Annotated in this window: 16 protein-coding genes; 14 read left to right on the top strand and 2 right to left on the bottom strand. The window is 60.0% G+C overall.

The window, feature by feature from the left end:
- Positions 1-15: 15 nt before the first annotated feature.
- Complete coding sequence (locus tag VMV64_RS05140; protein ID WP_325328875.1) at positions 16-918, bottom strand: transferrin-binding protein-like solute binding protein; 903 nt, start codon at positions 916-918, stop codon at positions 16-18.
- A 428-nt stretch (positions 919-1,346) separates the two neighbouring features.
- Here VMV64_RS05140 and VMV64_RS05135 point away from each other — a divergent pair, with 428 nt between their 5' ends.
- Positions 1,347-2,396, top strand: a complete 1,050-nt coding sequence (locus tag VMV64_RS05135; protein WP_325328874.1) for an AI-2E family transporter — start codon at positions 1,347-1,349, stop codon at positions 2,394-2,396.
- A 92-nt stretch (positions 2,397-2,488) separates the two neighbouring features.
- On the opposite strand, the gene nifJ is transcribed toward VMV64_RS05135, so the two are convergent.
- Positions 2,489-6,094 carry a pyruvate:ferredoxin (flavodoxin) oxidoreductase gene (nifJ, locus tag VMV64_RS05130; RefSeq protein ID WP_325328873.1) on the bottom strand — a complete coding sequence of 1,202 codons (3,606 nt, stop codon included), beginning with the start codon at positions 6,092-6,094 and terminating at the stop codon, positions 2,489-2,491.
- 246 nt (positions 6,095-6,340) lie between these two features.
- Here nifJ and hrpA point away from each other — a divergent pair, with 246 nt between their 5' ends.
- From hrpA to nirB, 13 genes are all read left to right on the top strand, one after another.
- Entirely contained in the window at positions 6,341-10,234 is a 3,894-nt protein-coding gene (gene hrpA, locus VMV64_RS05125) for an ATP-dependent RNA helicase HrpA (protein ID WP_325328872.1), read from the top strand.
- Between the two features lie 89 nt (positions 10,235-10,323).
- On the top strand, positions 10,324-13,200 hold the full coding sequence (locus VMV64_RS05120; RefSeq protein ID WP_325328871.1) for a PAS domain S-box protein: 2,877 nt from the start codon (positions 10,324-10,326) through the stop codon (positions 13,198-13,200).
- A gap of 197 nt (positions 13,201-13,397) precedes the next feature.
- Complete coding sequence (fdxA, locus tag VMV64_RS05115; RefSeq protein ID WP_325328870.1) at positions 13,398-13,733, top strand: ferredoxin FdxA; 336 nt, start codon at positions 13,398-13,400, stop codon at positions 13,731-13,733.
- A gap of 84 nt (positions 13,734-13,817) precedes the next feature.
- Positions 13,818-14,702, top strand: a complete 885-nt coding sequence (locus VMV64_RS05110; RefSeq protein ID WP_325328869.1) for a dienelactone hydrolase family protein — start codon at positions 13,818-13,820, stop codon at positions 14,700-14,702.
- Between the two features lie 219 nt (positions 14,703-14,921).
- Entirely contained in the window at positions 14,922-15,458 is a 537-nt protein-coding gene (locus tag VMV64_RS05105; RefSeq protein WP_325328868.1) for a flavin reductase family protein, read from the top strand.
- 43 nt (positions 15,459-15,501) lie between these two features.
- Positions 15,502-15,951, top strand: a complete 450-nt coding sequence (locus tag VMV64_RS05100) for a YaiI/YqxD family protein (protein WP_325328867.1) — start codon at positions 15,502-15,504, stop codon at positions 15,949-15,951.
- A gap of 194 nt (positions 15,952-16,145) precedes the next feature.
- Positions 16,146-16,751, top strand: coding sequence for an ANTAR domain-containing response regulator (locus VMV64_RS05095; RefSeq protein ID WP_325328866.1), 606 nt, complete (start codon positions 16,146-16,148; stop codon positions 16,749-16,751).
- A 183-nt stretch (positions 16,752-16,934) separates the two neighbouring features.
- Positions 16,935-18,188, top strand: a complete 1,254-nt coding sequence (locus VMV64_RS05090; protein ID WP_325328865.1) for a CmpA/NrtA family ABC transporter substrate-binding protein — start codon at positions 16,935-16,937, stop codon at positions 18,186-18,188.
- A 70-nt stretch (positions 18,189-18,258) separates the two neighbouring features.
- Positions 18,259-19,023 (top strand): nitrate ABC transporter permease, encoded by a 765-nt coding sequence (gene ntrB, locus VMV64_RS05085; protein ID WP_325328864.1) that lies wholly within the window; start codon positions 18,259-18,261, stop codon positions 19,021-19,023.
- A gap of 101 nt (positions 19,024-19,124) precedes the next feature.
- On the top strand, positions 19,125-19,916 hold the full coding sequence (locus VMV64_RS05080) for an ABC transporter ATP-binding protein (RefSeq protein ID WP_325328863.1): 792 nt from the start codon (positions 19,125-19,127) through the stop codon (positions 19,914-19,916).
- A gap of 15 nt (positions 19,917-19,931) precedes the next feature.
- Positions 19,932-20,240, top strand: coding sequence for a nitrite reductase small subunit NirD (nirD, locus tag VMV64_RS05075; protein WP_325328862.1), 309 nt, complete (start codon positions 19,932-19,934; stop codon positions 20,238-20,240).
- A 193-nt stretch (positions 20,241-20,433) separates the two neighbouring features.
- Positions 20,434-23,145 (top strand): molybdopterin-dependent oxidoreductase, encoded by a 2,712-nt coding sequence (locus VMV64_RS05070; protein ID WP_325328861.1) that lies wholly within the window; start codon positions 20,434-20,436, stop codon positions 23,143-23,145.
- Between the two features lie 174 nt (positions 23,146-23,319).
- The gene (gene nirB, locus VMV64_RS05065) at positions 23,320-25,761 is read left to right on the top strand and encodes a nitrite reductase large subunit NirB (protein WP_325328860.1); all 2,442 of its coding nucleotides are present in this window, start codon (positions 23,320-23,322) and stop codon (positions 25,759-25,761) included.
- Positions 25,762-25,768: the final 7 nt, after the last annotated feature.

Here is a 25,768-nt window from a genome sequence, read left to right as displayed (position 1 = left end):
GGACAGCAATTAAATTTATTGTTTTAGACCGAAACCTCCAGCGAACATCTTGGTTCCTCCGGCTTCGGAAGTCCTGAAGGTGCCCCCTATTTCTGCGGCTTGCGGGCCATAGAATACCCCTGTGGCTGTGCCGGTTTTACCGACGGTGCTTATTGTGCCGCTTAGCGCGTTGTTGCCAGCGGCATAAGTAAGGGTGCCGCTCAGGTTGTAATTATTGTCGGAGGATGTCAGAAGAGTAGCCTGGTCTGTCTTGATCGACAAAGTGGAAGCAAGCATTACACTCCTTGCGCCGAAGTCCGCGATGGCGATAGCGGGTGCCTTGATTGTGTAATTCGCGCCGACCCCTTCAGTGGCAAAACCCAATATCGCTCCGGTATAAGTCGCTGTACCTGCTGTTGGGATGTCGCTGCCCGCTGTCTTGCTGCCGAAGGAAATAAATGCCATGTCAGTTAAGCTTGAAGCATCGGTTTGGCGCCATATGCCCAGGGAAGAGTAGCGAAGACTCGATGATGTGGCTGGTTGGATATAAACAAATTCCCGAGTTACACCACCGCTTGTTTTTACTGCATCGATAATTGGAATGGTCATGTTTCCAATGACGCCGGTACTAACCACGTCCGCAGACGTATAAGTATCATTAACCCCTAATTCCGGAATGACAATTGTAATTGATGCAAGCGAACTGGCATTTGCGGTTATTTGCGGGGTTAGGGTGGTAGCCGGGTAATCCGCGGTCGAGTTATTGAAAGAGGTCACGGAGCCGATGTCCATCCGGACCGGGGATGCAAGGTTGGTCAAGTCGCTATAACTGGGCCTGACAATACTGGGAGTATCAACGCCACCACCGCCACCACCACCGCCGCAGCCCGCACTAATCAAGGAAACAGCCAGCAGAATGAAAAATATTGTTTTTTTCATTTTCAGTCACTCCCTTCATTCAAGCAGGATTATTTCCTACTTATTGTTTTGCTTAATTATTTATAGCAGAGCGCGCTAAAAAACCAAGCGCAAGATTTTTGATAGAAAATTGCATGGGAAATATCTACAAGCAATTGAGTATTTAAGTGCGCATGAGGATCCAAACGCAACTGGAGATGGGAATCAAAACAACGGCGATTGCCTGGAAACCGAACCCCGGCCACGCAAGTCGCTGGGCTTCAGTGTCCCGCAGAGTTGTTCTCCCCGGACGCTTTCGATTTCAGGTAGCATCATGCTACGCTTTTTGCACTTGGTCATTGAAACCGCCCCATATAATCTTTTACTGCTACCTTGGGTAAAACGCTGAAGAATTCATGGTTTGGCGTTCCGGTTTCTGCAATTCACTCAGTTAAAAAAGGCCTGATGCCGTGAAAAAACGATTCGAAATTTATGCGCAACTTGCCGCCGTGATCATTCTGGTTGCGGGTTGCTTCCTGGTGCTGAGGCCATTCATGACCGCCATGCTGTTCGCCGCCGTGGTTTGCGTCTCGACCTGGCCCCAGTATCTTTGGCTGTTGCGCAAACTGAAAAACCGGCAAATTCTGGCGGCACTCACCATGACGCTATCGTTAATTCTGGTGATCATTTTGCCGCTGGCCCTGGTGGCGTACAACCTCGCCGACAATGTCACCGCCTTTTACGATGCGGTCAGGCAATCCATGGAAGCCGGACCGCCGGAGCCGCCGGCATGGCTGACAGGGCTGCCGCTGTTGGGAGGGCCGATCGAGGAGTACTGGCACAATATCGTCAGCAGCAAGGAGGAAATGCTCGCCCTGGCGAAAAGCTTGCTGGAACCCGCCAGGAATTTTCTCCTCGCAAGCGGAATACTGCTGGGGCGTGGCGTCCTGGAAATGAGTCTGGCCACTTTCATCAGCTTCTTTTTTTACCGCGATGGCGAGGCATTGATACGATCGATCGGGGTAGGGATGGAGCGTCTGGCCGGGATTCATGCTACGAATGTGCTCGTCATCACCAACAGCACGGTACGCAATGTCACATATGGATTATTGGGAACCGCTCTGGCACAAGGTTTCGTGGCGACCATCGGTTTCGCCATCGCCGGCGTGCCGGCCGTCATGCTGCTCGGCGTAGCCACCTTCCTGCTCTCCCTGATTCCCATCGGCCCACCCCTGATATGGGGTGGGGCAGCAATCTGGCTGTTCCAGCAGGGCGACACAGGATGGGGCATTTTCATGCTGCTGTGGGGATTCTTCCTCATCAGCAGCGTGGACAACGTGTTAAAACCCCTGCTGATCAGCCGCGGCAGCAGCCTGCCGTTTCTTCTGGTGTTGCTCGGTGTAATGGGTGGCGTGCTCGCTTTCGGCTTCGTCGGCCTCTTTATCGGTCCGACGCTGCTGGCGGTGGGATTCAGCCTGGTGCAAAAATGGACATCCACCGACTCGACAATCACCAGCTAAAGCCGGTGGTCTTAACCTTGTGATGGACAAAAAAAATGCCGCGCCGGAAAACCGGCACGGCCAAGGGGAGGAACTACTTAAACTAAGACCAATCAAGTTTCAATTGGTTCCTTCTTGATGCCAGTTTCGCCCCCCTTGCCGGTTCCGCCCGCCATCTGCTCGTAAAAAGCGAAGCGCTTCTGCAGTTCATTTTCGTAGAACGCCAGCACTTCCCCACCGTCGCTATCCATTTCCTTCACCAGTCCGCGGAAGCGCGGCTCGTTCTGGATGAACTCGCGGTAGGACACCGCCGGTTTTTGCGAATCCAGCGACAGCGGGTTCTTGCCCTCCTGCTCGCGGCGCGGGTCGTAGCGGTACAGCGGCCAGTGACCGGTGCTGACCGCCAGCTCCTGCTGCTGGTGCTGCTTGCTCATGTCGTAGCCGTGCTCGACGCAGGGGCTGTAGGCGATGATCAGCGACGGGCCATCAAAGGATTCGGCTTCGAGGAAGGTCTTCAGGGTGTGGATGTCCTTGGCGCCGTAGGCGACATGGGCAACGTAGACATGGCCGTAGCTCATGGCGATCTGGCCGAGGTCCTTCTTGCCGGTGTGCTTGCCGCCGGCGGCGAACTTGGCGATGGCGCCGCGCGGGGTGGCCTTGCACGCCTGGCCGCCGGTGTTGGAATAGACCTCGGTGTCGAGCACCAGGATGTTGACGTTGCGCCCCGATGCCAGCACGTGATCCAGGCCGCCGAAGCCGATGTCGTAGGCCCAGCCGTCGCCGCCGATGATCCACACGCTCTTCTTCGCCAGGTAGTCGGCCAGGCTTTCCAGATTGCGCGCCTCGGCGGAGTCGATGCCGGCCAGCGCGCCGCGCAGAGTCTCGATGCGCTCGCGCTGGGCGAAGATGCCCGCCTCGCTGGACTGGTCGGCGTTGAGGATGGATTCGGCCAGCTCGACGCCGATTTTATCCTTCATCCCCTCCAGCAGCTCGCGCGCCTGCTCGGCGTGCTTGTCGATGCTGACGCGGAAGCCCAGGCCGAATTCGGCGTTGTCCTCGAACAGCGAGTTCGCCCAGGCCGGGCCGCGCCCTTCGGCGTTCTTGGTGTAGGGCGTGGTGGGCAGGTTGCCGCCGTAGATCGAGGAGCAGCCGGTGGCGTTGGCGATCACCATGCGGTCGCCGAAAAGCTGGCTGGCGAGGCGGATGTAGGGCGTTTCGCCGCAGCCGACGCAGGCGGAGGAGAACTCGAACAAGGGCTCCATCACCATCGCGCCCTTGATGGTGGAGGTGCGCAACTGGGTGCGGTCGAATTCCGGCAGCTTGAGAAAGAACTCGAAATTCGCCCGCTCGGCCTCGCGCAGCGGCGCCTGCGGCCGCATCTCCAGCGCCTTGTGGCCGTCGATTTTGGACACCGCCGGGCAGATTTCAACGCACAGGCCGCAGCCGGTGCAATCCTCCGGCGCCACCTGGTAGCTGATGTGCATGCCCTGCTCGAATTCCTTGCCCTTGACCTGAATATGCTTGAAGGTGGGCGGGGCGTCCTTGGCCAGTCCGGCGGGGAACACCTTGGAGCGGATGGCGGTATGCGGGCAGACGAACGGGCACTTGCCGCAGTAGATGCACAGCTCTTCGTCCCACACCGGGATTTCCTGCGCCAGGTTGCGCTTGTCCCACACCGCAGTGCCGGTGGGCCAGGTGCCGTCGTCGGGAATCGCCGAGACCGGCAGGCGGTCGCCGCGGCCGGCCATGATTTCGGCAGTGATCTTCTTGACGAACTCGGGCGCGAACGCCGGCACCGGCTGCGGCATCTCGTGGACGCTGCTCGCGGCTGCCGGCACGGCTATCTTGTGCAGGTTGGCGATAGTCTCGTCGATCGCCTTCCAGTTGGCTTCGACCACCGCGCGGCCCTTCTTGCCGTAGGACTTCTCGGCGGCGTGCTTGATCTTCTCGATCGCCAGCTCGCGCGGCAGCACGCCGGAAATGGCGAAGAAGCAGGTCTGCATGATGGTGTTGATGCGGCTGCCCATGCCGGTCGCCTTGGCGATGGCGTAGGCGTCGATCACGTAGAACTCGATTTTCTTGGTGATGATCTGCTGCTGCATCCTGCGCGTCAGGCTGCTCCACACCTTGTCCGCCGGCTCCGGCGTGTTGACCAGGAACACCGCGCCCTCGGCGGCGGAATCCAGCATCTCGTAGCGGTCCAGGAACACCGGCTGATGGCAGCCGATGAAGTTGGCCTCGTTGTGGCCGATCAAATAGGGGGAATGAATCGGCTTGGGCGAGAAGCGCAGGTGGGAAATGGTCGCCGCGCCCGCCTTCTTCGAGTCGTAGACGAAATAGCCCTGGCCGTAAAGCTCGGTTTCCTCGCCCATGATCTTGATGGTGTTCTTGTTGGCGCCCACCGTGCCGTCCGAGCCGAGGCCGTAGAACATGCAGCGCATCACGCCGTTGCCGGCGTCGGTGCGGAAATCGGGGTCCCAGTCCAGGCTGGTATGGGTGACATCGTCGAAGATGCCGACGGTGAAGTGGTTTTTCGGCTGGTCCTTGTTCAGCTCGTCGAACACGCCCTTGATCATGCCCGGCGTGAATTCTTTCGAGGACAGGCCGTAGCGACCGCCCACCACGCGCGGCAGGGCGGTGAACTTGCTCGCGCCGGCGGTGTAGGCTTCGGCAAGCGCCGTCACCACGTCCTTGTAAAGCGGCTCGCCGTCGGCACCCGGTTCCTTGGTGCGATCCAGCACGGCAATGCGCCTGGCCGTGGCAGGAATTGCCTTGAGCAGCTCGTCCGCCGCGAACGGGCGATACAGGCGTACCTTCAGCACGCCGACTTTCTCGCCGTGGATATTGAGGTGCTCGACGACCTCCTCCACCGCTTCCGCGCCGGAACCCATCAGGATCACCACGCGGTCGGCGTCGGGCGCGCCGACGTATTCATACAGCTGGTACTGGCGCCCAGTCAGCTTGGCGAACTTGTCCATCGCCTTCTGCACGATGCCGGGCATGGCGCTGTAATAGGCGTTGACGGTCTCGCGCCCCTGGAAATACACGTCCGGATTCTGGGAGGTGCCGCGGATCACCGGATGGTCGGGCGTCAGGGCGCGGGCGCGGTGGGCGAACACCAGCTTGTCGTCGATCATCTCGCGCACCACTTCCCGCGGCACCTGCTCGACCTTGGCCACCTCGTGGGAAGTGCGGAAGCCGTCGAAGAAGTGCAGGATCGGCAAACGCGATTCGAGCGTCGCGACCTGGGCGATCAAGGCCATGTCCATCGCCTCCTGCACTGAATTGGAGGAGAGGAAAGCGAAGCCGGTGGAGCGCGCCGACATGACGTCGCTGTGGTCGCCGAAAATCGACAGCCCCTGCGCCGCCAGCGAGCGCGACGCGACGTGCATGACGAAGGGGGTCAGCTCGCCGGCGATCTTGTACATGTTGGGGATCATCAGCAGCAGGCCCTGCGAGGCGGTGAAGGTGGTCGCCAGCGAACCGGTCTGCAATGCACCGTGGATCGTCCCGGCGGCACCGCCCTCGCTCTGCATCTCGACCACTTCCGGCACGGTGCCCCACAGATTCTTGAGGCCCTGCGCCGACCAGGCATCGGAATATTCGCCCATCGGCGTGGAAGGGGTGATCGGGTAGATCGCGATCACCTCATTGGTCAGGTGGGCAATATAGGCAGCGGCCTCGTTGCCGTCGATCGTAACCATGCGCGCTTGTGACATCGAAACACCCCTTTAAACAATCCATTTTACATAGACAAAACCTGCGCTCACCCGTTCAAACTATCATGACCGGGCAAGCCAGGCAATTTTTATAATGTTATCTAGGTAAGATGTCTTATACAAGTATCAATTGGATCAAAAACGGCAGAAAAATCGCTCTCCACATAACGACCGGGCAACTCGAATAATTTCTCGGGATGTTCAAAGTGTATAATTCCCGCTACGCCAGCTTACCCGCAAACCGCCGTGCAACAAACACTCCGAACCCTCGCCGCCGCGCTTCCCGCCTGCATGATCTCCGACCGCCACGCTTTCCGGCGGCAACTCGACAAGCTGCGCTCACTGGCCGCCGCCAACAAGCCAGCCGACGGCCCGCTGCAGCAACTGGAAAGCGCCATGGCGCGCTCGGTCGGTCGGCTGAAGCAACGGCTGGAGCGACTGCCCGTTCCCATCTATCCCGAAGAGCTGCCGGTCTCGGGCAAGCGCACGGAGATCGCCGCCGCCATCGCCGCCAACCAGGTGGTCATCGTCTGCGGCGAAACCGGCTCGGGCAAGACCACACAGCTGCCGAAAATCTGCCTGGAGCTTGGGCGCGGCGCGGCCGGCCTGATCGGCCACACCCAGCCGCGGCGCATCGCCGCCCGCACCGTGGCCGCGCGCATCTCGCAGGAGCTGAAGAGCCCGCTCGGCCAGGTGGTGGGCTACAAGGTACGCTTTTCCGACCACACCAGCCCGGACAGCTATATCAAGCTGATGACCGACGGCATCCTGCTGGCGGAAACCCAGAACGACCGCTTCCTTACCGCCTACGACACGATCATCATCGACGAGGCGCATGAGCGCAGCCTCAATATCGACTTCCTGCTCGGCTACCTGAAGCAGATCCTGCCCAAGCGCCCCGACCTGAAAGTCATCGTCACCTCGGCCACCATCGACGCGGAGCGGTTTTCCCGGCACTTCGACGGCGCCCCGGTGATCGAGGTTTCCGGCCGCCTGTACCCGGTTGAAATGCGCTACCGGCCGCTGCACCAGCGCAAGGTCGAGGCCGGAAAAGTCGAGGAAGCGAACAGCGAATCGGACATCGAGGAAGCCATCCTCGACGCGGTGGACGAGGTATCGCGCACCGGCTCCGGCGACATCCTGATCTTCCTCCCCGGCGAACGCGAAATCCGCGACACCGCCGAGGCACTGAGGAAGCACCATCCCGCAGGCAGCGAAATCCTGCCGCTGTTCGCCCGCCTTTCCGCCGCCGAGCAGGAACGCGTGTTCAAGCCCGGTGGGGCGCGCCGCATCGTGCTCGCCACCAACGTGGCGGAAACATCGCTCACCGTGCCCGGCATCCGCTACGTCATCGACCCCGGCTACGCCCGCCTGCTGCGCTACAGCTATAGATCAAAGGTGGAACGCCTGCAGGTGGAGAAAATCTCCCAGGCCTCCGCCAACCAGCGCGCCGGCCGCTGCGGTCGGGTGATGAGCGGGGTGTGCGTGCGGCTGTACGCGGAGGAGGATTTCAACACCCGCCCCGCCTTCACCGACCCGGAAATCCGCCGCAGCAACCTCGCCGCCGTGATTTTGCGGATGAAGGCGCTGGGCCTGGCCGACATCGAGGACTTCCCGTTCCTCGAACCGCCCGACTCCCGCGCCATCGCTGATGGCTTCAAGCTGCTGGAAGAACTCGGCGCGGTGGACGCGCAGCGCGCGCTGACCGAAACCGGCCGCCAGCTTGCGAAGTTTCCGATCGACCCGCGCATCGGCCGCATGATCCTGGCGGCCAAGGCGGAAAACTGCCTGACCGAAGTGCTGATCATCGCTTCAGCGCTGTCCGTGCAGGACCCGCGCGACCGGCCGATGGAACGTCAGCAGGCGGCGGACGACAAGCACCGTCAGTTCCAGGACGACAACTCCGACTTCATCGCCTACATCAAGCTGTGGGCGTTCTACGACGAGGCGCTGAAGCACAAGAAGTCCAACCGCAAGCTGCTCGACCTGTGCCGCGAGCATTACCTCTCCGCCACGCGTTTGCGCGAGTGGCGCGAAATCCACGGCCAGCTCCACGCCCAAGTCGTCGAGATCGGCCTGCGCCCGAACCAGACCCCGGCCAGCTACGAGGAGATCCACCGCGCCCTGCTCGCGGGGCTGCTCGGCAATCTCGGCGTCAAGACCGAAACCCAGGAATACGCTGGGGCGCGCGAAATCAAGTTCCACCTCTTTCCCGGCTCAGTGATCTACAAGAAGGCGCCGAAATGGGTGATGGCGGCGGAGCTGACCGAAACCACCAAGCTCTACGCCCGCTGCGCCGCCAAGATCGAACCGGAGTGGGTGGAAAAGGTCGCCGCCGACCTGCTGCGCCGCCACTACTTCGACCCCCACTGGGAAAAGGCCACCGCCCAAGTCGCCGCCTTCGAACGCGTCAGCCTCTACGGCCTGACCCTGGTGCCGCGCCGCCGCGTCCACTACGGCACCATCAATCCAACCGAGTCGCGCGACATCTTCATCAAGGGCGCCCTGGTGGCGGGCGAATTCAACACCCGCGCCCCGTTCTTCGAGCACAACCGCAAGCTCGTCGCTGAAGTCGAGGAACTGGAACACAAGTCGCGCCGCCAGGACGTGCTGGTGGACGAAGAGCGCATTTACACCTTCTACGACGTCCGCATCCCGGATGGCATCCACAACGGCACCGATTTCGACAAATGGCGCCGCGGTGCGGAAGCCAAGGACAAGCGCCTGCTGTACATGAGCCGCGACGACCTGATGCGCCACGGCGCCGATGCCGTCACCGTCGAGCTGTTTCCAGAAATCTTAAGCGTGGGCGAAACCGCCTGCCGCCTCAGCTACCGTTTCGAGCCCGGCCACCCGCTGGACGGCGTCACCCTCACCGTGCCGCTGCACCTCTTGAACCAGATGGACGCCAAGCGCTTCGACTGGCTGGTGCCGGGCATGATCCGCGAAAAGCTCACCGTGCTGGTCAAATCGCTGCCCAAGCGATTGCGCAGCGCCTGCGTGCCGGTGCCGGATTTTGTCACCGCCGCGCTGGAATCTATGACGCCCGGCCAGGGCTTGCTCGCCGAATCCCTCGCCGCCTTCATCCGCAAAAAAACCGGCCAGGAAGTCCCGCCCGACACCTGGAAGGACGCCGACCTGCCGCCGCACCTGCGCATGAACTTCAAGGTGGTGGACGAGGCTGGCGCCGAAATGGCTTCCGGCCGCGACCTCGCCGCGCTCAAGGAAAAACTCGGCCAGGCCGCGCGCCTCACCTTCGCCAAAACGCCCGAACTCGACATCGAAAAGGAAGGCCTGACCAACTGGGATTTCGGCGACCTGCCTTCGATGATCGCCTTCACCCGCGGCGGCCAGCAGCTCACCGGCTACCCGGCGCTGGAAGACGACGGCGATTCGGTCTCGATCCGCCTGTTCGACACCCCCGAAGCGGCGGATACCGCCATGCGCGCCGGGGTGCGCCGGCTGCTACGGCTCGCCCTCAACCCGCAGATGAAGCAACTGGAAAAAAGCCTGCCCGGCTTCACCCAGACCGCCATCCTGCTGCGCGCCGTCGCGAACCCGGACGACCTGAAGGAAGACCTGCTCACCGCCATCACCGACCGCGCCTTCATCGGCGACGACGAACTGCCCCGCACCACAAAGGCCTTCGCCACCCAGAAAGACCGCGCCCGCACCCGCCTGGCTGCCGTATCGGACGCCGCCTGCCGCATCCTTGCCACCATCGCCGCCGACTACCAGACGATACAGGCCAGGCTCGCCGCCAAACCGCCCGACAACGTCGCCGCCGACATCCGCGAGCAGCTCGCCAACCTGGTCTACAAAGGATTTCTCACCGCCACACCGTGGGAGCAGTTGCAACACCTGCCGCGTTACCTCAAGGCCACCGTGCGCCGACTGGAAAAGCTCTCCGGCGCGGTCGAGCGCGACGCCAAATGGACGGCCGCCATCCGCGAACTGTGGCAGGATTACCAGAAGCGGCTGGAGAAGCACCGCAAGGAAGGGATCAGCGACCCGGAGCTGGACAAATTCCGCTGGATGATCGAGGAACTGAGGGTGTCGATGTTTGCGCAGGAGTTGAAGACGCCTTATCCGGTATCGGTCAAAAGGTTGCAGAAGGCTTGGGAAGGGGTGAAGGGGTAGTTAGTCCGTGCCATTAAGGTGGTGTTATACTTTTTTTGACATCCCTGACTTTTTTGGAACGACGATGGACAAGATCCAAGCCAAAGAGCATGACTGCGTCTGATTCGAAAAACAAATCCCCTCGATTTTCCGGCATCCCCACCTGGATTCCGCTGCTGGCGTTCATTCTGCTCACTTTTTTGATCGGTGCGGCCGGCTATGCCATCTTTGAACAAAACAAGAAATCCATAACAGAAAAAGAAGTTCAGAACCTCGGCGCAATGGCCGATCTGAAAGTCGCGCAAATTGTCGCCTGGCGCGAGGCCCATAGGCAGCGGGCAGAAATGTTTTTGAACAACTCGCTGCTTCCCGACGAAGTTGACCTGTGGCTACGCGAAGGTGCGCAAGCAGACAAACGCAAGGAAAGGATCCTGAGCATCCTCACCGGCTTACGGCAGGTGCAGAACTATAGGACCATCTCGCTGCTCGACAAGGAAGGCGCAACCAGGATCTCGACGAATGACAGCTATGCGCCGGACACAGAGGCAATAAAACTCGCCGTTGAAGCGATGCGCAGCCAACGCGTACTATTCTCGGACTTGCACAAGGAAGGCCACAAGGACAACAGGATCAAGATCGACAGCGTGGCGCCACTCAGGGTAACCGATGAGAATAATGCCACACGTATCGTTGGCGCCCTGCTGTTCGAAATCGACCCCGATTCGTTTCTCTACCCCCTGGTCCAGTCATGGCCGATCAAGAGCCAGAGCACAGAGACACTGCTGGTGCGGCGGGATGGCGACGATGTTCTGTTCCTCAGTGAATTGCGCCATAAAAAAGGCGCCGCGCTGTCTCTGCGCATCCCTCTCACCAACAAGCAACTGCCGGGCGCTCAGGCGATGCTCGGATCGGCCAAAGTCACGGAAGGCATCGATTACCGCGGGGTTCCCGTGATCGCGACCCTGCGCAGGGTTCCCGATACCCCCTGGTTCATGGTGTCAAAAATCGACAAGGCCGAACTTTTTGCCCCGGTCAACATTCTTCAGCGATGGGTGACCGGGCTGGGCTTTGCTTTTGCCGTGCTTGGCGGCGCCCTGGTCTTCGTCTGGTTCAAGGGATACCGGGCGCGCTACGCGCACCTTAAGATGCAGCATGATGGGGCGGTCGAACGCGAGATGCTCGTAAAGCACTTCGACTATCTGACCAAATACGCGAACGACATTGTCCTGCTGTTGAATGCCCAGGGCAGGATTGTGGAGGCCAATGACCGGGCGGCTTTGGCATACGGCTATCCGAAAGAACAACTCAAGACCATGTCGCTGGGCGCTTTGCTTGCCCCGGGGATCGACCTGCGCTCGCGGCTGGAGGAAATCGAAAAAAAGGAAGGCTTGAAGTTCGAATCGGTGCATGTCCGCAAGAATGGCGCCGTTTTTCCCGTCGAGAGCAGCGTGCGCGCGATCACCATTGAAGGGGAAAGGTATTTCCAGGCCATCATCCGCGACATCACCGAGCGCAAACGGGCCGAAAGCGCCCTGCGGAAGAGCGAGGCCTTGCTGAAAGCATCGCAACAGATGGCCCACATCGGGAGCTGGGAGCTGGACCATAGAAACGCTATCCTCTTCTGGTCGGAAGAAAATTTCCGCATCTTCGAAGTCGACCCGGCCTTGTTCGACGCCTCCTACGAAGCCTTCCTGGATGCGGTACACCCGGATGACCGGGCGATGGTGGACAAGGCTTACACCGACTCGCTGAAGAACAGGACCCCATATACTATTGTCCACCGGCTTCTCTTCCCGGACCAGCGGGTCAAATTTGTCCAGGAATGGTGCGAAACGCAGTACGATCACGAAGGCCGTCCGATTCGCTCCATAGGAACGACCGAGGATATCACCGAGCGCAAGCAGGCCGAGGAAGCGCTGAGGCGGCAAAAAAATTTCATCCTCCAGGTCATCGACACCGATCCGAACCTGATTTTCGTCAAGGATGCCAAGGGGAAATTCTTGCTGGTCAACCAGGCCATGGCGACGCTGCATGGCAAGACAGTGCAGGAGCTAATCGGGATGGACGCCGCCGAACTGTTCCGGAACAGGGAAGAGTTCGAGCCCCATCTCCAAGCCGACCGCGAGGCGATCGCGAGCGGGCGGACGGTGACGTTCGTCGCAAAAAATTTCCTGGGTGGCAAAGAGCGCTGGCTCCATGTCACCAAAGTCCCGATGAAGCAGCAGAGCGATGGCTCGGTGAACGTTCTGGGCATCGCGGTGGATATCACGGAACGCAAACTCGGGGAGGAAAGACTCAACGAGTCCTACAAAGAGCTGGAAAAGCTCACTACCCACCTGGAAGTAGTCAGGGAGGATGAACAAAAGCGAATCGCGCGCGAACTCCATGACGAGATGGGCGGCGTGCTGGCCGCGCTTAACATCAATGTATCCATGCTGGCGGAGCAGATCCCCGCTGAAATGACGGATATCCAGACTAAGGTGGCCGGCCTGGGGAAGCTGGTTGCCGCCGGAATTCAGGCAATGCAGCGGGCCGTCACCGAGTTGAGGCCTACCCTGCTCGATGAAGTGGGGCTCAAGTTTGCAATCGAAAGGTATGTGCAGGAATTCGAGAAGAACACGGAAATAGAATGCGACCTTCACCTGCCCGAGGAAGCGCTGACGCTGGACGAAAATCAATCCACTACCATCTTCCGGATTATTCAGGAGTCGCTGACCAACGTGGCGAAGCACGCCAAGGCAAACAGGGTCAGCATCGTCTTGAGCGAATGGGATACCTCGCTGGTATTGACGGTCAAGGATAACGGAAAAGGCTTCGACCTGAATATCCAGAAAGCAAAATCCTTCGGCTTGCTCGGGATCAGGGAACGCGCCGCCATGGTGGGCGGAACGGCCCTAATCACCAGCGCGGCGGGCAAAGGCACGACGGTGCGGGTAAGCCTGCCACTGACAGCTGGCCGGCACGAAGGCGGCCCAGCCCGCGAATGACTGATTTTGACACCAAGCGCCCATCCGCCCATGGGCAAAAGGCAACACTTCCAAGGCGGAGGTTTTCTGGAGACCGTACCGTTCCTGAAATTACAGGGTTGTGGCACCAATTTTTCAGGTATCACGCATAACTCAATCTGCTATTTTTAAATGGTTGCGCCTGGGATAAAGAAGATACTGGATAGGGAGTACTGCAAATGACTTATGTCGTGACCGAAAACTGCATTCTCTGTAAGTACACCGACTGCGCGGTTGTTTGTCCGGTGGACTGCTTTCACGAGGGACCTAATTTTCTGGCGATCGATCCGGATGAATGCATCGATTGCGACGTATGCGTGTCGGAGTGTCCGGCTGAAGCGATCTTTCCCGAGGCGGACCTGCCGCCGGGGCAGGAGAAGTTCCTCGAAATCAATGCGGAACTGGCAAAAACCTGGCCAGTCATCACTTCGAAGAAGGACCCTCTTCCCGAGGCAGAGAAATGGAATGGTGTTGAGGAGAAGTTGCAATATCTGGAGAAAAAACCCCGAGAGTGACTGAATATCTGCTCCTGGCGCTATTAGCGTAATTGGCGTCTGACTACAGGCTACACCATTCTGTTCTACATTGGAGTCAACGAGATGAGCAAAACGACTACCCAATCCAGCAACCCCGAATTCGACAGCCTGGTTCCCAACATCCCCTACACCCGCCGTGCTTTCGTCATTACCATGCTGGGCGTGGGTTTCGCCCTCGCCACGCAGCCGGTCATGGCCGAGACCGTTATCAAAACCGGCACCGATGGCCTGATTGCGGGAGAAATCAAGGTTCCCGTCAGCGATGGCGAAATGGTCGCTTATCGTGCTCAACCGGACCTAGGCGCCGATTTTCCTGTCATCCTGGTGGTTTCCGAGATCTTCGGCGTCCACGAACACATCGCCGATATCTGCCGGCGGCTGGCCAAACTCGGCTATCTGGCCATCGCCCCGGAACTGTTTGCGCGCTATGGCGATCCGCGAAAAATCAGCAGCATCCAGGACATCCTCGACAACATCGTCGCCAAAGTGCCGGATGCTCAGGTCATGAGCGACCTCGATGCCTGCGAAGTGTGGGCCAAGGTCCATGGCGGCGACACTTCGCGCCTTGCGGTAACCGGCTTCTGCTGGGGCGGACGCATCACCTGGCTCTACGCTGCCCACAACCCCCGCCTCAAGGCTGCCGTGGCCTGGTACGGCCGGATCGACGGGGTGGGGAGCGAGCTTACGCCGAAATACCCGCTCGATCTGGCGGCGCAACTGAAGGCGCCGGTACTCGGGCTTTACGGCGGCCAGGATCAGGGAATCCCGCTGGAGGATGTGGAGGACATGCGTGCCGCCATCAAGAAGGCCGGCGGCAAGTCCGAGATTCATGTCTATCCCGACGCGCCCCATGCCTTTCACGCCGATTACCGGCCCAGCTACCGCAAGGATGCCGCCGAAGACGGATGGAAGCGTATGCAGGCTTGGCTGAAGAAGAACGGGGTGTAGTTCTAAAAAAGCAGTTCAGCCACGGATTAACACAGATATACACAGATTATCAGTGAGTTACAATTCTCACCCTAATCACATTTTTGGTGAGGTGCGAATCCTCAATAACACATTGTTTCGCTTAGAGGCGCCTACTTTTGGTATCTGTGGTAATCCGTGTTTATCTGTGGATAAAAGAGGTTTTTAGGGTAATTCGAATTCTTGAAACGGGGGGCCGAGATGGCGAAGAAATCCTTTCCCTTGTCCAAGGTCTACAGCCTGCTCGAACCGGGGCCGGTCGTGCTAGTCACGACCGCCGGCAAGGAGCGGGCGAACATCATGACCCAGTCGTGGCACACCATGATTGAATTTGAACCGCCGCTCGTGGGTTGCGTGATCAGCAACCGGAACTACTCGTTCGACATCCTGAAGGCCACCAGGGAATGCGTGATCAACATCCCGACGGTGGAGCTGGCGGAAAAGGTAGTGGGCTGCGGCAACACGTCAGGACGAAGCATCGACAAGTTCAAGGACTTTGGCCTCACGCCGGTGGCGGCCTCGTGCGTCAAGGCGCCCCTCATCGACGAATGCTATGCCAGTCTTGAATGCAAGGTCATCGACGGGAAGATGGTGACCCAATACAACTTCTTTATCCTTGAGGTGCTCAAGGCGTGGATAGACCCATCGATAAAACATCCGCGGACAATTCATCATCTCGGAAAAGGCGCGTTCATGGTTGCCGGCGAGACGATCCGGCTGCCCTCCAAAATGAAATAAACCTAAAAACCGCTATTATCCAGGTTTATCGAAAGAGCAATCCATGCAAATCTGGGTTGATGCCGATGCCTGCCCCGGCGCCATCAAGGAAATCCTGTATCGCGCCGCAGAGCGGGCGCAGATTTCGCTCACGCTGGTCGCCAACCAGCTCCTGCGCACCCCGCCATCGCGCTATATCAAGGCCATACAGGTGCCCGCCGGTTTCGATGTGGCGGATGGCAAGATCGTCCAGCATCTGGAACAAGGCGACCTGGTGATCACCGCCGACATCCCGCTGGCCGCCGAGGTCATCGAAAAAGGCGGCCACGCACTCAACCCCAGGGGCGAGTTTTATACCCCGGACACGATACGCGAGCGCCTGAACATGCGCGATTTCATGGACACCCTGCGCAGCAGCGGCGTGGAAACCGGCGGCCCTTCATCGCTCAGCCAGAGCGACCGAAAGGCCTTTGCCAGCCAACTGGATCGCTTCCTGGCCAAGAACCGCAAGTAATCCAGTTCAGACCGGACAAGGACTGCCCCCCTTTCCTGGAATCGGCGCCAGTTTGGCGCATTTGGCTCAAATAGCGCCCGTTTTTGGTGCGTCCATGAGGTTCTGACTCCTGACCATACCCGCTCTGTTTACTGATTTTTATCAGGATCAATCAGTTGCCTGCCATGGTATGGGAATTGCGTTGTTCGCAGGGTATGAAATCCCCCGTCTATCCATCCGAATCCCCTCTTCGAGTCTTGCTGGTGGACGAAACCTTCGAACGCGCGGCGCTCCTCAAGCAAGCCTTGCTGGATGCGGGGTGCAAGATTGCGGCTCATGTCTCCGCCAGTGCCGATCTGCCTGGCTTGGTGGCCGAACTGAAACCGGATCTGATCATTCTGGATACCGAGTCGCCGGATCGCGATACGCTGGAAAATTTATGCGTGATCCGACGCGATCAGCCGCGCCCGATCGTGATGTTTACCCACGATGATGATAGCGACAAGATCCGCGCCGCCATTCGCGCCGGGGTCAGCGCTTATGTGGTGGACGGCATGAAAAGCGAGCGTTTGCGGCCCATCATGGACGCGGCGATTGCGCGTTTCAACGAGTTTCAGGCGATGCGGGTCGATCTGGAAAAAGCGGAAAACCAGCTTTCGGCGCGCAAGGATGTAGAGCGTGCCAAGGGGATACTCATGAAGCAGCGCGGCTGGTCCGAGGATGAGGCTTATCAGGCTTTGCGCAAAGCGGCCATGGACAAGGGCTCGCGCCTGGCGGACGTGGCCCGTCAGCTGATCGAGATCACGGATTTGCTGGGCTAAACAATTCTGGCACGGGTATTGCTCTTACGTAAACAAACGGCCCAACGACGGGCCTCGGTAACCGAATCAAATCTGAGCTGACCAACGACGGTTGGCTACAAAGGACAAAGGCGTCCATTCGCGGGGGTAATCCCTTACGCGGATGTGACGCCTTTTTTTATTTCTTTTATTTAGGAGAAAACCATGCGTGAAGATTTCAAAAACAGCCGGAGAGATTTCATGAAAAAAGGAGCAACTTTATTGGGAGCCGGGGCCTTGATGTCCATGGTCGATCCGGCCATTCGGAGCGGCGCCTGGGCGGCAGGTTCCGACACGCCGGAAAAGACCGAGGTCAGGATCGGCTTCATCCCTCTGACCGATTGCGCTTCGGTGGTGATCGCCTCGGTGATGGGCTTCGACAAGAAATACGGCATCAAGATCACCCCCAGCAAGGAAGCCTCCTGGGCAGGGGTACGCGACAAGCTGGTGAACGGCGAACTGGATGCCGCCCATGTGCTGTACGGCCTGATGTACGGCGTGCACGTGGGCATCGGCGGCCAGAAAAAAGACATGGCCGTGCTGATGAACCTCAACCATAACGGTCAGGCCATCACGCTTTCCAACCAGCTCAAGGCCAAGGGCGCGGTTGACGGCACGTCGCTGGCCAAGCTGATCAAGGCCGAGCCGCGCGAGTACACCTTCGCCCAGACCTTCCCCACCGGGACCCATGCCATGTGGCTCTACTACTGGCTGGCGTCATATGGCGTCAACCCCTTTAGCGAGGTGAAGAACATCACCGTGCCGCCGCCGCAGATGATCGCCAACATGCGCGTCGGCAACATGGACGGCTACTGCGTGGGCGAGCCGTGGAACGCCCGCGCCATCCGCGACAACGTGGGTTTTACGGCGGCAACCACCCAGGACATCTGGAAGGATCATCCGGAAAAGGTGCTCGGCACCACGGCGGAGTGGGTGGCGAAATACCCCAACACCGCCCGCGCCATGATCATGGCCATCCTGGACGCGTCGAAGTACATCGACGACCTGAAAAACCGCTCTTCCGTCGCCAAGATCATTGCCGAGAAGTCCTACGTCAACACCGACTTCGACTCGATCGAGGATCGCATGCTGGGCCAGTACGACAACGGTAACGGCAAGAAATGGCAGGACGCCAACTACATGAAGTTTTATGAGGAAGGCATGGTGAACTTCCCCTATCTGTCAGACGGCATGTGGTTCCTCACCCAGCACAAGCGCTGGGGCCTGCTCAAGGAAGACCCGGATTATCTGGCCGTGGCCAAGAAGGTTAACCAGGTCGAACTGTACAAGCAGGCTGCGACGCAGACCAAGACGCCGATCCCCAAGGATGTCATGCGCAGCAGCAAGATGATCGACGGCACGGTGTGGGACGGCAAGAACCCCAAGGCCTATGCCGCCGGATTCAAGGTCAAGGTTTGAAAGCTGGTAATGGGTAATGGAAAAACCCTCGCTCATCACCCATCACTCATTACCAACGCAAGGTGAAGACATGAACACAATTCTCAAAACCCTGCTCCCACCGTTGATCGGCATGTTGCTGTTCATCGGCATCTGGGCGCTGGTTGCACAGACCACACCGGCCCTGCCGGGCCCGGTGAAAACCTGGGCTTCGGCAGTGCAACTGTTCAGCGACCCGTTCTACCAGAAAGGCCCCAATGACCAGGGCATCGGCTGGAACATCCTGGCTTCGCTGCACAGGGTCGCCATCGGCTTCGGCATGGCAGCGGCAATCGGCATTCCCCTCGGCTTCATGATCGGGCGCTTCAAGTTCCTCAACGCCATGACCGCTCCGATCATCAGCCTGCTGCGCCCGGTTTCCCCCCTGGCCTGGCTGCCGATCGGCCTGCTGGTATTCAAGGCGGCCAACCCGGCGGCGATCTGGGTGATCTTCATCTCCAGCATCTGGCCGATGATCATCAATACCGCAGTCGGTGTAAACCGCATTCCGCAGGACTACATGAACGTGGCGAAAGTGCTCAACCTGTCGGAGTGGAAGATTTTCACCAAAATCCTCTTCCCCGCCGTGCTGCCTTACATGATCACCGGCATCCGGCTCTCCATCGGCGTGGCCTGGCTGGTGATCGTGGCGGCGGAAATGCTCACCGGCGGCGTCGGGATCGGTTTCTGGGTGTGGGACGAATGGAACAACCTCAACGTCGAGCACATCATCATCGCCATCTTCATCGTCGGCATCGTCGGCTTGCTGCTGGAACAGATGCTGGTGCTGCTGGCCAAGCGGTTTAGTTATGAATAGGTATTCACCGCAGAGGCGCAGAGACGCGGAGAAATGCGCGGATTCTAGGTTTTCTCAGCGCCTCTGCGTCTCTGCGGTTAGGATTTAAGGAGTAAAAGTTCATGGAAAAATACGTCCAGGTCGAAAACGTGCAAATGACTTTCGACACCAAGAAAGGCCCCTTCGTCGCCTTGCGCGACATCAACCTCAACATCGCGCAGGGCGAGTTCATCTCCCTGATCGGTCACTCGGGCTGCGGCAAATCCACCCTGCTCAACCTGGTTGCCGGGCTGACGATACCCAGCAACGGCGCGATGCTGTGCGCCGGACGGGAAATCGCCGGACCTGGTCCGGAACGCGGGGTGGTGTTCCAGAATCATTCCCTGCTGCCGTGGCTGACCTGCTTCGAGAACGTTCACCTGGCGGTAGAGCGAGTCTTTGCCCGTGCAGAAAACAGCGCAACCATGAAGAAGCGCACCCAGGCGGCGCTCGCGCTGGTCGGTCTGAGCCATGCCGAGCACAAGTATCCGCACGAGATTTCCGGCGGCATGAAGCAGCGGGTCGGCATCGCCCGCGCCCTTTCCATGCAGCCCAAGGTGCTGCTGATGGACGAGCCGTTCGGCGCACTGGATGCCTTGACCCGCGCCCACCTCCAGGACGAGCTGATGAAGATCGCCGCGGAAACCCAAAGCACGGTGATCATGGTGACCCACGACGTGGACGAAGCCGTCCTGCTGTCCGACCGCATCGTGATGATGACCAACGGCCCGGCGGCCACCATCGGCGAGATTCTGACCGTCAATTTGCCGCGCCCGCGCGAGCGTCTGGCGCTGGCGAACAACCCGAAATACCACGAATACCGCAGTGCGGTGCTGGACTTCCTGTATCGCCGGCAGCTGCGCCCGGCAGCCTGAGAACTGGAGCTGATGATGAATGACTGGCTAAAAATCTGTGCCCTGGATGAAATTCCGCAACTGGGTTCGCGTGTGGTCGAAAGCAAGCATGGCCGCATCGCCTTGTTCCGTACCGATGGCGACGAAGTGTTTGCGCTCGAAGACCGCTGTCCGCACAAAGGCGGGCCGCTGTCGCAGGGCATCGTCTGCGGAAAGCACGTGACCTGTCCGATGCACGGCTGGAACATCGCCTTGCAGGAAGGCAGGGCGTTGGCGCCGGACGAGGGCGGAACCTCGACTTTTCCGGCCAAGGTCGAGGCCGGCGTGGTGTTTATTCAGGTTTAACCTAAAAAATCCGTTGAACCGCAGAGACGCAGAGGCGCTGAGAAAAAACAATGAATTCTAGAATTGTGCGGCCTCACCTATTCGGAGGTGCCGAAAATTGTTGTAGCCCATTTATTCCTCTGCGTCTCTGCGCCTCTGCGGTTAAAAAATTGCCGTTTTTAAGTTTAACCACAGCGCTTAAAAAGGGGGTTGCGTGACTGAAACCAAATCCATCTGCTGTTACTGCGGCGTCGGCTGCGGCGTGATCGTCGAAAGCGACGGCGGCCGGGTCACCGGCGTGCGCGGCGACCCGGATCACCCCGCCAACCATGGTCGGCTGTGCACCAAGGGCGCGAACCTGCACCTGACCACCGGGCACGAAACCCGTGCGCTGTTCCCGGAGCTGCGCCACGGGCGAGGCGAACCCAGGCACAGGGCAAGCTGGGACGAGGCCCTGGATCATGTCGCCGACCGGTTTGCCGCAATCATCCGCGAGCACGGGCCGGATAGCGTCGGCTTCTATATTTCCGGCCAGTTGCTGACCGAGGACTATTACATCTTCAACAAGCTGGTCAAAGGGCTGATCGGCACCAACAACCTGGATTCCAACTCGCGCCTGTGCATGTCCTCGGCGGTGTCGGCCTACAAGGCGGCATTCGGTGCGGACGGGCCACCGTGCTGCTACGAGGATATCGAGCAGGCCAGCTGCATTTTCATCGCCGGGTCGAACACGGCCTATGCCCATCCCATCGTGTTCCGACGCATCGAGGCGGCACGCGCGGCCAATCCCGATTTGAAACTGATCGTGGTGGATCCGCGCCGCACCGACACGGCAGCGGGCGCCGACCTGCACCTGGCTATCCAGCCCGGCACCGACGTCGCGTTGTTCAATGGCATGCTCCATGTGCTGATGTGGGAAGGGCTGTGCGACATGGCCTACATCGGCGCCATGACGGAAGGGTTCGACGCGGTCAAGGAAGCGGTGCGCGAATACACGCCGAAATCGGTCGCCATGATTTGCGGCGTGAGCGAGCAGGATATCGTGCAGGCGGCGAAATGGTTCGGCGCGTCAAGTGCAACGCTGTCGCTGTACTGCCAGGGGCTGAACCAGTCCATCCACGGCACCGACAAGAACGCCGCCCTGATCAACCTGCACCTGGCCAGCGGACAAATCGGCCGGCCCGGTGCCGGGCCATTCTCCCTTACCGGCCAGGCCAATGCCATGGGCGGGCGCGAGGTGGGCGGCATGGCCACTCTGCTTTCCGCCCACCGCGATTTGAGTGATCCAGCCCACCGCGCCGAGGTGGCGCGGCTGTGGGGGGTGGACACGGTTCCAGCCACGCCTGGCAAGACTGCGGTGGAGATGTTCGAAGCTGCGGCGCGGGGCGAGATCAAGGCGCTGTGGATAGCCTGCACCAACCCGGCACAGTCCCTGCCGAATCAGGGCCTGGTGCGCCGCGCGCTGGAAACGGCGGAACTGGTGGTGCTGCAGGAGGCATACCACAATACCGAAACCGCAGCTTACGCCGATGTCCTTTTGCCTGCCGCGACCTGGCCGGAAAAGGAAGGGACCATGACCAATTCGGAGCGCCGCATCAGCCGGGTTCTGGCCGCCGTCGAACCGGCCGGCGAAGCGCGCACTGACTGGGAGATCGCGGTGGATTTCGCGCGACGCTTGGGTGATCGGCTGGAAAATCCGGATACGGAGCGTCTGTTTCCCTATTCCGGAGTAGAGCAAATCTTCAACGAACACCGCGAAACCACACGCGGTCGCGATCTCGATATCACCGGCCTGTCCTACGCCATGCTCGAGGAGCTGGGCCCGCAACAATGGCCGCTACCGCAGGGTGCAGCCACCGGCACGACGCGGCTTTACCGCGACGGCAGATTCCCCACGGCCAGCGTACGCGCCCGCTTCGCCCCTGTCGCTTACCGAGTGCCGGCCGAACAGACCGATGCCAAACACCCCCTGCACCTGACAACCGGCCGCCTGCGCGACCAGTGGCACGGCATGAGCCGCACCGGCACGGTGGCGAAACTGTACGGCCATGCCGAGGAGCCATTCCTCGACATGAGCCAGGCCGACATGCAGCAGCGCGGACTGGCGAACGGGAGTTTTGCCCGGGTAAAAAGCCGGCGCGGCGAAATCGTGATCAAGGTTCGCACTTCAAGCGAACTGCAGACTGCGCAGACCTTCCTGCCCATGCACTGGGGCGGAAATTTCCTCAGTGGATTCGGCTGCAATGCGCTGACGATCGCGGCAACGGACCCGGTTTCCAGGCAGCCGGAACTGAAGCACGCGGCAGTGCAGGTGGAAAAGGCCGATCTGCCCTGGCAGATGGTGGTGCTGCGCAAGAATAATGCGCTCAGTCACCTGCTCAAGGTGCAGCCCCTGCTGACCCAATTCCCTTATGCCAGCGCGGGACTGGTCGGGCAGGATGAGCCGGTCATGGTCCTGCGCATCGCCGCTGAAAACCCGGTAGATAACGCATGGCTGGCAGAACTGGACCGGCTGCTGGAGATGGACGACGATCTGTCGGCCATGGCCTACCGTGACGTCCGCCGCGGCATTTCCAAACGGATCCTGGTGCGCGACGGTGAAGTGGTGGCGGCGCGCCTGTCCGGCGAAATTGCCGCCCACGTATGGCTCAAGGACGGCATGACGAAAGGACTGCCCGTCGCGGCGGTGCGCGCCTGGCTGCTGGCGCCTCTGGCCGCACCACCGTCCGGCGTTGCGCAACGCGGGCGCATCGTCTGCAACTGCCTGAACGTGGCGGAGAACGAAATCCATGAGGCGCTGACGGCTGCAGTGGACTTCGCCGGGTTACAGGAAAAACTCAAATGTGGCACGCAGTGCGGTTCGTGCGTACCGGAGATTAAACGGATGTTTATTCACCACTGGGATTCAGTGGCACAGGGTATCTAGCCTAAATTGTCCATTAAGCGAATTACCGCACGCAAAGCCGTTCGTGGTGAGCTTGTCGAACCATGAACGGCCCTTCGACAAGCTCAGGGCGAACGGTGTTATGGCTAACTGACAATCTGGGTTTAGTTTGTCTTTCCCGGTGTCCCTGTATTTATAGTTTTTAGGAGCGAAATCATGAAAAAAATGAAACTGGTAATGGTCGGCAACGGCATGGCCGGGGTGAGAACCTTAGAGGAATTGCTGAAAATTTCCCCGGATATTTACGACATCACGGTGTTCGGCGCCGAATCGCATGCCAATTACAACCGCATCATGCTGTCGCCGGTGCTGGCGGGCGAGCAGACCATCAAGGACATCATGCTGAACGATGTGGACTGGTATGCGCAAAACGGCATCACGCTCCACCTCGGCAAACAGATCACGAAAATCGACCGCCAGCGCCGTACTGTCGAGACGGAAGACGGCACGGTGGCGGAATATGACCGCCTGCTGCTGGCGACCGGTTCGAATCCGGTGATGCTGCCGGTTCCCGGCTGTGAATTGCAGGGCGTGGTGAGCTTCCGCGACATCCGCGACGTCGATGCGATGCTGGAGGCCTCGACCCGGTACAAGCATGCGGTGGTGATCGGCGGTGGCCTGCTCGGACTGGAAGCGGCGAACGGCCTGATGCTGCGCGGCATGGATGTGACCGTGGTGCATCTTGGACCGTGGCTGATGGAGCGTCAGCTGGACCAGACCGCAGCACGCATGTTGCAGAACAACCTGGAGGCGAAGGGGCTCAAATTCCTGCTGCAAAAGCAGACCGAGCAGCTGATCGGCAGCAGTGCTCTCTCTCCTCTTGAAGGCCGCGTTGCCGGTGTGCGTTTCAAGGACGGCAGCGATATCCCTGCCGACCTGGTGGTGATGGCTGTCGGTATCCGCCCCAACGCGGCACTCGCCGAATCCGCCGGCATCCACTGCAATCGCGGCGTGGTGGTGAACGACACCATGCAGACCTACGATCCGCGCATCTATGCCGTGGGCGAATGCGTCGCCCATCGCGGCATGTCCTACGGCCTGGTGGCGCCGCTGTTCGAAATGGCCAAGGTGTGTGCCAACCACCTGGCCTTGCTGGGATACGGCCGCTATGTCGGCTCGACGGTTTCGACCAAGCTCAAGGTGACCGGCGTCGACCTGTTTTCGGCAGGCGATTTCAGCGGTGCCGAGGGTGCCGAGGAAATCGTGCTGTCCGACCCGGTGGGCGGGATTTACAAGAAGCTGGTGATCCGCGACAACAAGCTCGAAGGCGCGGTGCTGTACGGCGACACGACAGACGGCGCATGGTATTTCCAGCTGTTGCGGGAAGGCCGGTGTATCGGCGCAATCCGCGACCACCTGATGTTCGGCCAGGCCAACCTCGGCACCGGCGGTCACCAGGGCAAGACCCACGCCGCCGCCATGACGGATGAGATGGAGGTATGCGGCTGCAACGGCATCTCCAAGGGCACGATCGTCAAGGCGATCAAGGAAAAGGGGCTGTTCACCATCGAGGACGTGCGCAAGCACACCAAGGCGTCCGGTTCGTGCGGCTCGTGCTCCGGCCTGGTGGAGCAGATCCTGGCTTCCACGCTGGGCGGGGATTATTCTGCCGCGCCCGCCGCGAAGTCGATGTGCGGCTGTACCGAGCACACCCATGAGGAAGTGCGTGCGGCTATCCGCGAGCACAAGCTGCTTTCCATTCCCGACACCATGAAATTCCTGGAATGGCGCACGCCGAACGGCTGCGCCAGCTGCCGACCGGCACTCAACTACTACCTGATCTCGACCTGGCCGAAACAGGCCGCCGACGACCCGCAATCGCGCTTCATCAACGAGCGGGCGCACGCCAACATCCAGAAGGACGGCACCTTCTCGGTGGTGCCGCGCATGTGGGGCGGCCTGACCAGCGCCGGCGAGCTGCGCCGCATCGCCGATGTGGCCGACAAGTACCAGGTGCCGATGATCCGCGTCACCGGCGGACAGCGTATCGACCTGTTCGGAATCAAGAAAGAAGATTTGCCTCAGGTGTGGGCCGACCTGGATATGCCCTCCGGCCATGCCTACGGCAAGGCGCTACGCACGGTGAAAACCTGCGTGGGCAGCGAGTTCTGCCGCTTCGGCACGCAGAACTCGACCCAGAAGGGCATCGATCTGGAAAAAACTTTCTGGAAGATGTGGGCGCCGCACAAGGTCAAGCTCGCCGTGTCGGGATGTCCACGCAATTGCGCCGAAGCGGCGATCAAGGATGTCGGCATCATCGGCGTCGATTCCGGCTGGGAAATCCACGTCGCCGGAAACGGCGGCATCAAGACCGAGGTGGCGCAATTCTTCGCCAAGGTGAAAACGGCCGAGGAAGTGCTGGAATACAGCGGCGCCTTCCTCCAGCTTTACCGCGAGGAGGCGCGCTACCTGGACCGGACCGTGCACTGGGTGCAGCGCGTCGGCCTGGATTACGTCAAGGCAAGGGTGGTCGATGACGCCGAAAACCGCAAAGCGCTTTATGAGCGGCTGCTGTTCGCGCTGCAGGATACCAAGGATCCCTGGACGGAAATGGCTGCCGCTCCCGCCCGGAAGGAGTTCGAGGTGATTTCCGCTTGAGCGGCTG

Source organism: Sulfuricella sp. (genome assembly GCF_035531155.1).
GTDB lineage: Bacteria > Pseudomonadota > Gammaproteobacteria > Burkholderiales > Sulfuricellaceae > Sulfuricella.
This window is presented reverse-complemented; position numbering and strand designations above follow the sequence as displayed.